The 13,341-nt window shown below is 61.1% G+C and carries 11 protein-coding genes; 6 read left to right on the forward strand and 5 right to left on the reverse strand.

All coding sequences use genetic code 11. The features are described from left to right. Positions 1-26: 26 nt before the first annotated feature. The 3 genes from CLV41_RS17965 to CLV41_RS17975 are packed head-to-tail and all read left to right on the forward strand — an operon-like array spanning position 27 to position 1,846. Positions 27-470 (forward strand): hypothetical protein, encoded by a 444-nt coding sequence (locus CLV41_RS17965; protein WP_208987578.1) that lies wholly within the window; start codon positions 27-29, stop codon positions 468-470. 20 nt (positions 471-490) lie between these two features. Beyond that, a complete protein-coding gene (locus tag CLV41_RS17970; protein ID WP_103223805.1) occupies positions 491-1,147 on the forward strand; it encodes a ribonuclease T2 family protein in 657 nt (218 codons plus the stop codon). Between the two features lie 48 nt (positions 1,148-1,195). Then, a complete protein-coding gene (locus CLV41_RS17975; protein ID WP_103223806.1) occupies positions 1,196-1,846 on the forward strand; it encodes a glutathione S-transferase family protein in 651 nt (216 codons plus the stop codon). Between the two features lie 46 nt (positions 1,847-1,892). Here the strand turns inward: CLV41_RS17975 and CLV41_RS17980 are convergent, their stop codons facing one another. Next, entirely contained in the window at positions 1,893-2,702 is an 810-nt protein-coding gene (locus CLV41_RS17980; RefSeq protein WP_103223807.1) for an SDR family NAD(P)-dependent oxidoreductase, read from the reverse strand. Positions 2,703-3,154: 452 nt separating this feature from the next. Next, the gene (locus tag CLV41_RS17985) at positions 3,155-3,862 is read right to left on the reverse strand and encodes a GntR family transcriptional regulator (protein WP_208987579.1); all 708 of its coding nucleotides are present in this window, start codon (positions 3,860-3,862) and stop codon (positions 3,155-3,157) included. A 225-nt stretch (positions 3,863-4,087) separates the two neighbouring features. Between CLV41_RS17985 and CLV41_RS17990 the strand changes: the two genes are divergently transcribed. From CLV41_RS17990 to CLV41_RS18000, 3 genes are all read left to right on the forward strand, one after another. Continuing rightward, positions 4,088-5,101, forward strand: coding sequence for a TRAP transporter substrate-binding protein (locus CLV41_RS17990; RefSeq protein ID WP_103223809.1), 1,014 nt, complete (start codon positions 4,088-4,090; stop codon positions 5,099-5,101). A gap of 88 nt (positions 5,102-5,189) precedes the next feature. After that, positions 5,190-6,002 carry a TRAP transporter small permease subunit gene (locus CLV41_RS17995; RefSeq protein ID WP_235867170.1) on the forward strand — a complete coding sequence of 271 codons (813 nt, stop codon included), beginning with the start codon at positions 5,190-5,192 and terminating at the stop codon, positions 6,000-6,002. A gap of 4 nt (positions 6,003-6,006) precedes the next feature. Continuing rightward, positions 6,007-7,599: a TRAP transporter large permease gene (locus CLV41_RS18000; protein WP_103223811.1), complete on the forward strand. Its 1,593-nt coding sequence runs from the start codon at positions 6,007-6,009 to the stop codon at positions 7,597-7,599. A gap of 79 nt (positions 7,600-7,678) precedes the next feature. Here the strand turns inward: CLV41_RS18000 and CLV41_RS18005 are convergent, their stop codons facing one another. The 3 genes from CLV41_RS18005 to CLV41_RS18015 form a co-directional block, all read right to left on the reverse strand. Next, positions 7,679-10,858, reverse strand: a complete 3,180-nt coding sequence (locus tag CLV41_RS18005) for an efflux RND transporter permease subunit (RefSeq protein ID WP_103223812.1) — start codon at positions 10,856-10,858, stop codon at positions 7,679-7,681. Positions 10,859-10,898: 40 nt separating this feature from the next. Then, a complete protein-coding gene (locus tag CLV41_RS18010; protein ID WP_103223813.1) occupies positions 10,899-12,410 on the reverse strand; it encodes an efflux RND transporter periplasmic adaptor subunit in 1,512 nt (503 codons plus the stop codon). A 175-nt stretch (positions 12,411-12,585) separates the two neighbouring features. Beyond that, positions 12,586-13,248 carry an outer membrane protein gene (locus tag CLV41_RS18015; RefSeq protein WP_103223814.1) on the reverse strand — a complete coding sequence of 221 codons (663 nt, stop codon included), beginning with the start codon at positions 13,246-13,248 and terminating at the stop codon, positions 12,586-12,588. Positions 13,249-13,341 lie beyond the last annotated feature (93 nt).

Here is a 13,341-nt window from a genome sequence, read left to right on the forward strand (position 1 = left end):
ATTGTTTGCATACCGGAGATCTTGCCGTGCATGTTGCCCGTTCCGCCCGCTTTTTTCTGACTGCCCTGACCGTCTGCGCGAGCCTTGCAGCGCCGGCTTCGGCGGAAGAAAACCGCATCTATTTTTCCTTCGGCGGTGAAAACCGTCTGCCCGAATGCACCGCGGCATCCGTGCAAAGTGCCGTTGCCGGTTCGGTTGCCAGCGCCAGACGGGATTATTACGACGGCCGCACCATCATGGGCATCGATGACATTCGCGAAACCGGCTACCAGGTAGACATCAGTCCGGTTGCCCGCCGATACTGCCGCGGCAAGGCCAGCCTCTCCGACGGCAGCATCCGGTCGGTCCATTATCTCGTTGAGGAAAATGCCGGTTTTCTCGGCCTTGGCTGGAACGTGGAAGCCTGCATGGCGCCTCTCGACAAATGGCACGTCTATGGCGACCATTGCAGCACGACCCGCCCGCGCTGAACCACAAAAGGTCTTTTCCGATGGCGCTCCCGAGCCGCGCATGGCTGATGACCGTCTGCCTGCTGGCGGGCCTCATGTCCGCGCCGGCAATGGCGGACCAGCCCGGGGAATTCGATTTTTTCGTCCTTTCCCTTTCCTGGTCACCGACTTATTGCAAGCAGGAGGGCGAGGCCGCCAATCCGCACCAGTGCGGCGTCAGCGATCCCTACCGCTTTGTGGTTCACGGCCTGTGGCCGCAGCATGAGCAGGGCTACCCGCAATCCTGTCCGGGCATGCCGGAGCGCATCGATCGCCGGATCGCCGAAGATATGGAAGACATCATGCCCAGTCATGCACTTGTCTTCCATCAGTGGCGCAAGCACGGCACCTGCTCCGGCCTCGATCCCGAGGATTATTTCAGCCTGACCCGTCAGGCTTTCGAAAAGATCGCCATTCCGGGCGTCTTCACAAAACTGGACAAGCGCGGCAAGGCCGCTCCGGCAACCGTTGAAAAGGCCTTCCGCCTCGCAAATCCGGGCTTGCGGGAAGATGCCATGGCCGTCACCTGCGATCAGGGCGAGCTGGAAGAAATCCGCATCTGCCTGACGAAGGACCTGGCGTTCCGCTCCTGCCCCGCCGTTGACCGGGCAGGATGCCGGTCCGCCAGCCTCGCCGTTCCCCCACCCGGCGCCCGGTAAGACCAGGCCGCCGCATTCCCCAAGTCTCTCTGTTCCGGAGTTAGGACCATGATGAAATTACGTTCGTCTCCCCCCTCGCCTTTCGGCCGCAAGGTGAAACTCGCAATGGCGATCCTCGGCCTGAAGGACCGGATCGCGGTCGAAGATACCAGCACGGCCGACCCATCCGACAGCATTCGCAGCCAGAACCCGCTCGGTAAAATTCCGGCGCTCGTTCTGGAAAACGGCGACGTGCTTTATGACAGCGCTGTCATCGTGGAATATCTCGATTTCCTGGCCGGCGGTGACAAGCTCTTTCCAGCCGGCGAAGCCCGTTTCTCCGTGCTGCGCGATCAAACGCTGGCAGACGGCATCATGGATGCCGCCATCCTTCGGGTTTATGAAAAGCGCTTCAAGGAAAAGAAGTACCGCGATCCCGCATGGGATGCCTATCAGGCGGCAAAGATGGAACGCGGCCTGGCGTATTTCGAGGCAAACACGCCGCCCGCGCCGGCGACCCAGGCCGACGTTACGGCGGGCACGCTGACGCTTGCCTGCACCCTTGGCTATCTCGACATGCGCTTCGGCGGTGAGTGGCGTCAGGACCATCCAGCGCTGGTCGCCTGGCTGGACGCGTTCGAAGCCGCGGTTCCCGCCTTTGCCGATACCAGACAGCCGGCGGCACCTGTACCCGACGACGCCCCGGCAATGCTGCGCTAACCCGACAGACCGGCCTCCCGCGTTTATCTGAGCGCGGGAGGATAATCTATGCGCGTGGAGTGACGTCGTATTCCCCGTCAATCGGCCAGTTGATGCCACTTGATGCGCCGCCATCCACCCTGATCGTCTGCCCCGTCAGAAAAGCCGCCGCGGGCGAGACCAGAAAGATCGCCGTGCCGATCAGGTCGTCCACGGTGCCCATGCGCCCCAGCGGCGTGACTGTCCGGTTCCAGGACTGCAGGTTCGGGTCAGACCACAGCTTTTCGGTGAGATCGGTCAGAATGAAGCCCGGCGCCAGGCCGTTCACCCGCACACCATGCTTTCCCCATTCAAGAGCCAGCACGCGGGTCATGCTGGACAGGCCGGACTTCGACATCCCATAGGGCGCGACCTGGGCAAGGGAACTGAAGGTGGACAGGCTGTCCACGTTTATCACGCAGCCATTGCCCTGACGGATCATCTGCTTGCCGGCAGTCTGCGCCATGAAGAACGCGCCGCGCAGATTGATATCCATGATCGTGTCGAATTCTTCAGGCGTGTACTCAACGGCCGGCTTGCGGATATTCACGCCGGCGCAATTGATCAGGGCATCGATCTGGCCGAATTCGGAGACAACCGCCTCAACGCAGGCTGTGATGGTGTCCGTGTCGCTGACGTCGCAAATTTCATAGGCCATCGGGTTCGAAGCGGACCCTCCGGCTTCACAGGCGGTCCGCAAGGTCTTTTCGTCTCGCCCGGTAATGATGACCCGCGCCCCGCGCACGGCGAACGCTTCCGCCATGGCAAGACCGATCCCCCTGCTGCCGCCGGAGATCAGAACGTTTTTTCCCGATACGTCAAAAAGATCGTCTGCCATTTTTATCACCTTCCCGCCGGGCTGACTCCTGGGATCAATGGTTCGCTTTGCCTCAAACAACCCCGTTGGACAGATAGCCGTGCAACACCTCCACCAGCCCCGGACAGGCGAGATTCCAGTCCAGCGTCGCTGCGGGCCTCTTGCCGTTCCCGTGCGGGGGGATGCGCGGGACACTCAATTGGAACCCCGCCTCCCTCGCGGAGGCCTGCCTTGATCGGTTCGCCGAGCAATAGTTGGATCTTGCCGCCAGGAGCAGGTTCGAAACCGGACTGGGCGATACCGATGACGGGCCGTCCGGACTGAGGTTCTTCCGGCGTGTATCCTTCGTTCTGGTAGCGTTAGAGATAGAGCGCGGTCATTCCCGGGTTGTGTGGATTGTCAGATCATTGTTCTGCCGCAAACAGGAAACGGCCAAGAACTCCGGGAAATAGTCATCCATTTCCTCCTTGCCCTCAATCGGTGGCCGACTTGGAGGCTTCCTCCTCGGCAAACACGATTCTGATATTTTCGATCGCACGACGGAGATGGATCCTGATTTCGGAGGAGACCTGATCCTTGTCGCGTAGCCGAAGTCCTTCGACTATGCGGCCATGATCGACCATGGCCTTGTCCCGGGCCTCCCGGTGCCGGGCGGACAGAAACCGAACGCGCCAAAGGCGTGAATGGTACTGTTTGTGTGTCTTGATCAGCGACGGGTTCTTCGTCGAGGCGACGATCGCCTCGTGAAACGCCATATCGATCTGGAAGAACTTTATCTGGTCGGGTTCCTGCACATTGGCGACCATCATCTGGTGCATGGCCCCGATCTCGTCGATTTCGTCCTGGGTGGCCTCGTCGCAGGCGCATTCTCCCGCAAGTTCCTCCAGCGCGGACTGCACCAGCAGAAGATGGTTCACCTCGACGAACGAGGGATTTGCAACGACCGGACTTTTGGAGGGCGACATTTCAACAAGGCCCTCCGCTTCCAGCACCAGGAGTCCTTCGCGCAGTGGCGTTCGACTGACGCCGAGCGCGGCCGCGGTTTCACGTTCCGGAATGTTTTTCCCCGGAGACAGCTGACCCAGGAGGATCTGTTCGCGCAGGACATCGGCGATTTGTTCACCGAGCCGCTGGCGCGGCAGGGAAGGAAGGTCGATCGTATTTTCTTGTTTCAGTGCCACGGGACAAGTCTCAAAACGGTTCGAGTTTCCGGCCTTGATAAAGGACTTCCATCGAACTGGAAACTGTATTTGGTATACCAAGCAAAAATCTTCAGGTATAGCAAATATTGACATGTTGCCGTGGCAGCTTTAGCTGTAGAACACGGTGTTGCTCGTAGACCGCGAAAACCGGCACGGGCCCCGCGCGTTCTCTGGGAGGGAACAACGGAACTGGGAGGAGAGACTATGAAATTCAGAAATCTGGCGGCCGTTGCCGCCTTGTCCGCAGGTCTTGCGACCGGCGTATCTGCGGCCGAGATTAATCTTCGCATGCAGACGCATTATTCACCCGAAGCCGTTTCGGGCCAGCTTGCGCAGGAATTCATCGACAATATCGAGCGCATGTCGGGTGGCCGTGTCCATATCGAAATGTTCTGGTCGTCGGCCGTCGTCGCCACCGTGGAGGGGTTCGACGCAGCTGCGACCGGCATTCTCGACGGTGAAATGCATGGTGGCGCCTACCAGACGGGTAAAAACCCCGCCTTCCAGTTCGTGGGTGACCCTATGGGCGGCTACGACACGCCTTGGGAGCTTTACAGCTTTTACTATTTCGGTGGTGGTGAAAAGGCTGCCAACGAACTTTACGAGGCGCATAACATGCATCTCGTCGGATGGTGGACCGGTGGTCAGGAAGCCATGTCCTCTTCCCGCCCGATTGCAGGCCCCGAAGACCTGAAGGACTGGAAATTCCGGTCTCCTCCGGGCCTCGAAACCGAAATCTTCGCCGAACTGGGCGCTTCCCCGATCGTCATCGACTTCACGGAAGTCTTCACGTCGCTTGAAACCGGCATCATTGACGGCGCGGATGCATCCAGCCTCGCCAACAATGTCGGCCTCGGCCTCTATGACATTGTCGGACACGCCACCTATCCTGGCTTCCACTCGATGCCGGTAGACCACGTGACGTTTAACCTCGAGGTCTGGAACAGCTTCCCGGACGACATCAAGGCGATCATCGAAACGGCGACACAGGCACTGGCTTTCAAAACGTCGATGACGATCCATATCGCCAACGAAGAAGCCGCTGCCATGCTGAAGGAAAAAGGCGTGAAGCTCTACGACTGGTCGCCGGAGGACCGCGCGGAATTCCGCGCCGGCGCACAACGCGCCTGGGACGGATGGGCCGAGAAGACACCGGAAGCCAAGGCGCTGGTCGAGGCTCATCGCGCGTTCCTGCGCCGCATCGGAAAAATCCAGTAGACTTAAGCGCCTCGCACGAGTGAGACTTGAACGAGCCCTTCGGGGCTCGTTTTTCACGCAGGGCTGTTGAAACGCAAGGGAGGGCGTTGTGGCTGTTCAAGCGGAAAGCGTGTGGCTGGGCTCTGCCAGAAAACCGGTCCGGATGATCATGTGGACCAGTTTTTCCGGCACCGTTGCGTTTGTGCTCTGGCTGATCCTGAGCGGATTGTTTTTGGGCGCCGATTTCAACATGAAGCAGGTCCTGTCACCCGGGGAAACACCGGTGGTTTTCGCGACTCTGATCCTGGCAACCATTGCCCTGCTTTCGGCCAGCATTTATCTGTCCGACAGGCGCGGTGTGATTGAGCCCGAGCCTTGCGGTTTCTTCGACATAGTCAGTCTGATCTGCGCGCGCCTGTCCATGATCGCAACCGCCTGCATCGTGCTGGTCATGTTCTTTGAAGTCGTCTCCCGCTACGTTTTCGAAAAACCGACGTTATGGGCGAATGAACTGTCGCTGTGGATCGCGGGGTTCGTGTTCCTGCTCGCGGGGCTTTATGCCATGCAGCAACGCAGCCACATTCGCATCTACATCATCTACGATCTGTTTCCCCGCTGGCTCCAGAAGCTTTCGGATGTGTTTTCGGTTCTGCTGATCTGGGTCTTCACCTTCTTGCTGATCTGGGGGGGATACAACGAGGCGGTCGCCAAGTTTTTCCGCTGGGAAACCTTCGGAACCGCATGGGATCCGCCGATCCCGGCCACCATCAAGCCCGCGATTCTGATTGTCGTGCTGATGGTGGCCATCCAGGCTCTGTCCAACCTGATCGCCGACTGGAACAAGGCACCGGAAGTTCACCTGCCCGTCGACGAGATCGATGAGCACGAGATCGAACTCATACGCAAGAATATTGAGGGTTAGCAGGATGGACGTCGGGACGATTTCACTTCTCTTGCTGCTGGGCCTGTTCCTGCTGCTGGCTCTGGGCATGCCGCTGGGATTTGCATCCGCCACTCTGGCCGGCGCGATTCTGGTGTTGAAATTCGGACCGGACCTGCTGTTCCGGGATTTCGGGCGGGGGCCGCTGGCTGTCATCGGCCAGGCGATTTACCGGCAGATGACGAACTATGTCCTGATATCCGTCCCCCTTTTCATATTCATGGCGGCATTGCTGGAACGCAGCGGCATTGCCAAGGACATGTATTCCTCACTTAACGTCTGGCTCAGCCGAACGCGAGGCGGCATCGCGATCGTGACGTCGATCATGGCCGTGATCATGGCGGCCATGTCCGGCATCATCGGCGGTGAAGTCGTCCTGCTCGGCCTGATCGCGCTGCCGCAGATGCTCCGGCTCGGCTACAACCAGAACCTCGCCATCGGCACGATCTGCGCCAGCGGCTCGCTCGGCACCATGATCCCGCCCTCCATCGTCCTCATTTTCTACGGCCTGGTCACGGAAACCTCGATCAAGGCCCTGTTCACCGCATCGTTCCTGCCGGGTTTCATGCTGGCCGCGTTTTTCCTGATCTACATTGTCGTCCGGACCCAGTTGAACCCGGACCAGGCGCCCCTGCCCGAACCGGATCCGAACGATCCGCCCGGCCGCGAGAAAGCGGTTCTGTTTGCCGGTTTCATGACCGTGATCGTCCTGGCGGCCACTGCCCTGCTGCTGGTACGCACCCTGTTTTTCACAGCCACCGGAGCGAACGCCGTAACGGAGGGTGTCGATCCGATCACCTGGGGCATGGCATCGGCCATGCCCTATCAGATTGGCATCCTGATCATCGGCGGCCTGTTGATGGAATTCGTCTTCGGTCGCGACGGCATCCGGCGCGGTTGGGAGATGGGCAAGGGTCTGGTCGCGCCGCTCGTCGTCATCGGCGTCGTGCTCGGGTCGATCTACGGCGGCATCACCGGCATCACCGAGGCCGCCGCGATGGGTGTGGTCGCCGTCTTCGTGATTTCCGTCCTGCGCGGGGAAATGAGCCTGAACGTTCTCCTCGATTCGCTGATGCGCACCATGAAATCCACCGGCACCATAATCTGGGTGACTGTCGGCGCGGCGGCGCTCGCCGCCGCATACACCCTGGTCGGCGGCCCGACCTATGTGGCCAAGCTGATTGTCGGGACCGAGCTTCCCACGATGGGCATCATTCTTGTGATGATGGTGGTTTTCCTGATCATGGGCATGTTCATGGACTGGGTTGGCATCGTCCTGCTGATCATGCCCGTGTTCCTGCCCATCGTCCTGGCGATGCCTGTCGAAGAACTCGGCTTCTTCGGCAATGTCGAGCCCAGGCATGTCGCGATCTGGTTCGGGGTGGTGTTCACGATGAACATGCAGGTCAGCTTCCTGTCCCCACCCTTCGGCCCGGCCGCGTTCTATCTGAAATCGGTCGCCCCGCCGCACATTTCGCTGACCGATATCTTCAAGGGGTTCCTGCCCTTTATCGGCATCCAGCTATTGGCCCTGCTCACTCTGCTCACATGGCCGAACCTGGTCTCGGTGTTCCTTTGACCGCATCCGGATCAACGCTCGTCCGGTAATTCATTTTGAGTGCCGGACCGGGCCGCTTTCTTGACGAAAGCAGGCCGTTCTATACTTCTCTGCCCGGTAGGGAACGCCGGCCCCGGACCTTCAGCAGCCGCCGGCCGCTGGCGATCGACCTGCCGAAGTCGCTCTGCACGGCAAGAAGCGCCGGCGTCAGCAGGATGACCAGCAGCAGGCCGAAACCCAGCCCGTAGGCGAGCGTGATCACCGTCGGCAACAGGAACTGTGCCTGCCGGCTGGTTTCGAACAGCAGCGGAGCAAGTCCGAAAACCGTCGTCGCGGTCGTCAGGATGACCGCCCGCAACCGGTCGCAAACACCGTTGGTCAGGGCTTCGCGGAACGGATGATCCTTCGCGTACTCGTCAATGGTCGTGACCAGCACGATACTGTCGTTGATGATGATCCCCGCCATGCCGATGAATCCGACCACCGAGAACATGGACAGCGGCACCCCATGCAGGTAGTGGCCCCAGATCATGCCGACGCAGCCGAAGGGAATGACGATCATGATCATCAGCGGCCGGGTCCAGGATTCGAAGATCCAGCAGAGGGTCAGATAGATGCCGGCCAGACAGAGCGCGAAACCGATCATCGCGTCGGACAGGAACGACTTTTCCTGTTCCGCAAGGCCCGCCATTTCGCTTTCGACGTCGAACTCCGCGGCAAGCTGCGGCAGGAACTCGTTTTGCAGCAGCTCCGTCACCCGGGCCGCCGCCTCCGGATCGTCCTCCGACACGTCGCCGGTCACCTGCAAGGTGCGCAGGCCGTCGCTGCGCCGCACTGACGCGAAGCCGTAGGAGCTGTCCACACGGACGATCTCGCTCAGGGAAACGTAGGTCCCGGCCTCTGTCCGCACCCGGGTCGTGTAGAGGAAGGAGGAATCCGCCTCCTCGTCCGGCATCAGCACTTTCACTGTCGCCGTCCGCCGGCCGACCGGAAATTCGGCGACTTCAATACCCTCCAGCCGGTTGCGCAGGATGCGGGCGACATCATCGGTGGTAAAACCAAGCGCTTCGCCGCGCGGCGTAAGCGTCAGGCTCAGTTCCGGCTTGTCGTAAGCCAGCGTATCCTCAAGCGCGCTGACGCCCTCCAGCGGCGCAAGCGCCTGTTTGAGGCTTTCCGCGGCAGCTTTCAGGGCTTCGGTGGACGAACCGTACAGCCTGACGTCGATCGCATCGCCGCCGGGACCGGAACGTTCGCCGCGCAAGGCGAGTGTTTCCAGCAGCGGCGGCTGGCGGATTTCCGCGCGCCAGTCCCCGATGAACTGGAATGCGGAATAGGGCCTGAGGTCCGGGTCGAGAAGTTCGATGGATATCCCGCCGAGTTGGTCGACATCCTTGGTATCGGCGCCGCTGAGCCCGCGTCCGGCGGTCGCCCCGACCGTGGACAGGGCGAAGATGACCGGCTCGCTGCCGTATTCCCCGGCATAGCGCGTATTGACCACATCCAGAGCCCGTTCCATCTCCGCGATCATCGCCTTGGTGTCGTCGCGTTTCGCCCCCGGCATCATGGCGATGCTCGCGGAGACCACCGCCCGCTCCGGCGCGTTGAAGAAACGCCAGCGCACAGTACCGTCGAAGAACAGCGACACGGACAGTGCCAGGACCATCACGGCAAATCCGATTACCGGATATCTGACGGTGACGATCCAGGCGATGAAGCGGCGGAACAGGGTCTCCCGGAACCAGACAAATCCGCGGTTGAAGAGCCTGTTCGGCAAGTCGTACCAGCGCTGCTTTTTGCTCGCCGAGAGGGCGTGGTTCATATGCGCCGGCAGAATCAGAAAGGATTCAACCAGGCTGGCGATCAGCACCACCGCGACGGTGAAGGGAATATCGGCGACAAGACTACCGAACCGTCCGGTAATGGCCATCAGGCCGACAAAGGCGATGAGAGTGGTGATCGAGGCGCTGAACACCGGCGCCGTCATCCTCCGCGCGGCGAGGCTGGCGGCCTCTGCGGGCGTATATCCGCGTCTGTGCAGGAAATCGGCATGTTCCCCGACCACGATGGCGTCATCGACGACGATGCCGAGACAGATGATCAAGGCGAAGACCGAGATCATGTTCAGCGTCAGCCCGAAAACATACATGAGGCCGATCGTGGCGGCCATCGCCACTGGAATACCCGCCGCCACCCAGAAAGCCGTGCGCGCGGACAGAAACAAAAACAGGAACAGAAGAACCAGACCCAGTCCGAAAATCCCGTTTTCGACAAGAATGTCCAACCTGTCGATAATCTCCTGGGACCGGGTATTGGTCATTTGGACGACCACGCCTTCGGGCAGCGTGCGCTGGAAATCCGCCGTGATTGTCTCCACGGCTCTCTGGATCTCGATCGTGTCTCCCTGGGCGCTGCGGCTGACCCGCAGCAGGACAGCGGGCATGCCCTTGTGATAATAGGCGCGCCCGCTTTCCACGCCTTCCGTGACGATGTCCGCCACCGAGCGCAGCCGCAGCTTTTCTCCCTGGGAGGGCGCTTTCAGGACGATCTCGCCAAGTTCCTGTTCGGATCGGCGGGTCTGCCCTGTCCGCAGCCGCGCGCCGCTGCCGCTGATATCGCCCGCCGGAGTGGTCTCCATCTCCGCCGAGACGGTGTCCGCGATCTCCGCAAGGGTCAGCCCGTGCCGCACGAGCATGCTTTCACCGACATTGACCCGGATGATCGGATCGGCGAGCCCTCTGATCTCCACCCGGGTCACGCCCTGACGGAAAAACACGGTTTGCAGGTCTTCCGCGAAGCGGGCCAGTTGATCGATGTCCACAGGTCCGTAAACGACCACATCGGTCACCCGGTCGCTGTAGACGCTGCGGCTGACGACAGGCTCGTCGATCCCGTCCGGCAGGCTCGAGCGCGCCTGGTCGACGGCGGCTTTCACCTCGTCGGTGGCCTGCCCCATGTCCCAGCCGTCTTCGAATTCAAGTTCGATGCTGGCCTTGCCCTCCCGGGCGACGGACGTGGCTTCGTCCACGCCGTTGATCGCCAGGAGAGGCGGCCCGAGAATTTCGACGATGGCCCGGTCCATGTCCTCCGGTCCCGCTCCCGGCCAGCTGACATCGACATCCACTCTCTCATGCACGAAGTCAGGGAAGAACTGCGTGCGGATCTGCGTCCCGGCGGCGACACCGCTGAGCAGCATGATGGCAAGCAGCAGGTTGGCCGCTGTCCGGTGGCGCACCATGTAGTCCAGCAACGACGCGAATTGCGATCCGCCAGGAGAACGCATGTCAGAACACTCCCTTCATGGCATCACGAACCTCGGGCCGTCAGCCCCTGCTTCCGAGCCGTTGTTCCAGCCGGTCGATCAGATCTTTCGGCACCATCGGCTGATTCAACGTGGCGAGCAGCCGGGCCTTGCGGTTTTCAGGCATGTCGGAGCTGTTGAGCTGTTCGATCAGGGCCGCCCGCCGCTCCGGGTCAAGTGCAACCAGATCGCCCCGCGCGCCTTCCTCACCGGCTTCAGACATCCGAGCCGTTGCGGGACTGTCCGCGGCCGGCGCCGCACCCTCTTCGCCACTGCGGCGCGGAGTGACCTTAAGTCCCGTGCCGAGCTGCGGCAGCCTCTCGCGGACATAATCCGTGCCGAAAGGCACGTCCGCCAGAACAACCTCATTGCCCATCCGGCGCAGCAAGGTAGTGCGGATTTCCCGGATACGGTCGCCGTCGCCGACAATCAGCAGGCGGCCGTCTTCGGTGACGGCGGACGAAGGAACGACCGCAACGCGGCTGAGTTCCGGCTCTTGCACCTCCACCTTGACGAAATCTCCGGGGCGCAGCGCCGTGCCGGGTTCCAGTTCCAGGGTCGCGAACAGGGTCCGGCCCGCCTCCCCTTCCGACACGACCGCGGCCGCCCGGTCGATATTGCCGGCGACTTCGAGCGACCGGCCGCCAAGCTGCAGCGTCACGATTACCGGAGCCTTGATGAGATTGCCGCCATCATCCAGAAGCCGCGAGAATTCGCTGGTCGACAGTGAGAACTTCGCTTCCAGGGCGGCTGGATCTATCAGCAAGGCCAGGGTTTCCGATTGACTGACCCGCCGGCCGAGCGTGGCGTTGACCTCGGATAAATTGCCGCTGAAGGGAGCTGTCAGCGCGGTTTCGTTCAACACCCGCCGCGCTTCTTCCAGCGCGAATTGCGCGCGTTTGACGGTCAGCTCCATGCGCTCGACACGCTTGCGGGCTGTGATCACCGATTGCAGCCGGTTGCTCAGCGACTGTTCCAGAGAGGCGACACCAAGTTCCTCGGTCTCGACCTGGACCGCGGTCGAATAGCCCTTGTCCTTGAGTTGCTCCTGGCGCTCAAGAGACTGCCTGCGGAGAACGAGCTGCCGGCGGGCCGCTTCCAGTTCCTGCTCGGCGCCGACAATCGCTTCCTCGGCTTCCGTTTTCCCGGCCTGCGCATCCGCCAGCGCCGCTTCCGCATCCAGAACCAGGAATTCCGCGTTCGCCGGATCGATCCTGAGCAGCAGTTCGCCCTCGGCAACGGCGGCGCCGTCCCGGAATTTTCTCGCCACATCGACCAGAAGGCCTTCGGTGCTGGCGCGCAACTCCAGAGACCGCCAGCTCACGATCTCGCCATAAGCGGTGGTGACAGGCGATATCGTTACGGGCGCAAGTTCAGCGACATTTACCGAGTAGCTGCGCTCGCGCGCGGGCCGCTGGCGGACGGTATCCTCCGCCGTCGTCGCGGTGTACAACCGGTAGACGCCGATACCGGCAAAACCGATCATCACCGCCATCAATGCCAGACCCAGCAGTCCACGCATCAAAAACCGCATTCACCTCTCCAACCGCAACCGGCACAAAAAATGTAGCACTGCAACATCGCCTTACGCCCTGGCGTCTTGTTTATCATGCTTCCTGGGCGAAATTCTGAAAAGCGTGTAACTACTTGTAACAAAAAACCCGGCACCTTTGAGGTGCCGGGCCGATTTCTTCAGACAGGCTCAACGGTCAGAATTTGTAGCCGAGACCGAGGCGTACCTGCGACGTGTTCAGGTCCGAGCTCACACCCGTACCGTTCAGGTTGAAGTCCTGCTCGCCGAAATCCTGATACACATATTCGAGCTTGGCGCTCAGATTGTTGGTGATCGCAGCCTCGCCGCCGGCACCCAGCGTCCAGCCGAGAGCCGTCTTGCTGTCGCTGTCGCCGTTGCCGGAAACTTCCAGATCGGCGAGAGCCAGACCGCCGGCGCCATAGACCAGATAGCGGTCGAAACTGTAACCCAGCCGAGCCCGGATATTGGAATTCCAGTTAGACTTCGATTGAACAGTCAGACCGTTGCTGGTCTTGTTCTCCTCAAGGTCGGTCAGGCTGAAATCGGCTTCAGCGCCGACCACCACATTCGGCGTCACCTGAAAATTGTAGCCGGTATAAAGGCCACCGGCGACACCGTTCGCATCGGTGTCCAGACCGCTGTTACCGCCGGCGCGATTATCGAAATGTCCGAAAGCCCAGCCCAGATTTCCGCCGACATAGAGCCCGGTCCAGTCGATGGACTGCTGTGGGGACGGAACTGCCTCATAGACCGGTGCCGGCGATTGCGGCAGGTCCGCGGCCCAAAGCGGCGCGATCCCCGCCGTCAGTGCCAAACCCGCAAGTGCAAGACGTTTCATCACAGATACTCCAGATCCACATTTCCAAACTTGGTTTGGCCGAAACATGTCGGCCAATAACGAGCAGGAGGGCGGCGCTGCCGCATCCTCACA

Origin of the sequence: Roseibium marinum, from assembly GCF_002906165.1 — a bacterium.
Taxonomy (GTDB): Bacteria; Pseudomonadota; Alphaproteobacteria; order Rhizobiales; family Stappiaceae; genus Roseibium; species Roseibium marinum.

Excerpts from the sequence above, each read along its gene's own strand:
- CLV41_RS17970 (WP_103223805.1), top strand. The coding sequence starts at position 491 with ATGGCGCTCCCGAGCCGCGCATGGCTGATGACCGTCTGCCTGCTGGCG.
- CLV41_RS17975 (WP_103223806.1), top strand. The coding sequence starts at position 1,196 with ATGATGAAATTACGTTCGTCTCCCCCCTCGCCTTTCGGCCGCAAGGTG.
- CLV41_RS17980 (WP_103223807.1), bottom strand. The coding sequence starts at position 2,702 with ATGGCAGACGATCTTTTTGACGTATCGGGAAAAAACGTTCTGATCTCC.
- CLV41_RS17990 (WP_103223809.1), top strand. The coding sequence starts at position 4,088 with ATGAAATTCAGAAATCTGGCGGCCGTTGCCGCCTTGTCCGCAGGTCTT.
- CLV41_RS18000 (WP_103223811.1), top strand. The coding sequence starts at position 6,007 with ATGGACGTCGGGACGATTTCACTTCTCTTGCTGCTGGGCCTGTTCCTG.
- CLV41_RS18005 (WP_103223812.1), bottom strand. The coding sequence starts at position 10,858 with ATGCGTTCTCCTGGCGGATCGCAATTCGCGTCGTTGCTGGACTACATG.
- CLV41_RS18010 (WP_103223813.1), bottom strand. The coding sequence starts at position 12,410 with ATGCGGTTTTTGATGCGTGGACTGCTGGGTCTGGCATTGATGGCGGTG.
- CLV41_RS18015 (WP_103223814.1), bottom strand. The coding sequence starts at position 13,248 with ATGAAACGTCTTGCACTTGCGGGTTTGGCACTGACGGCGGGGATCGCG.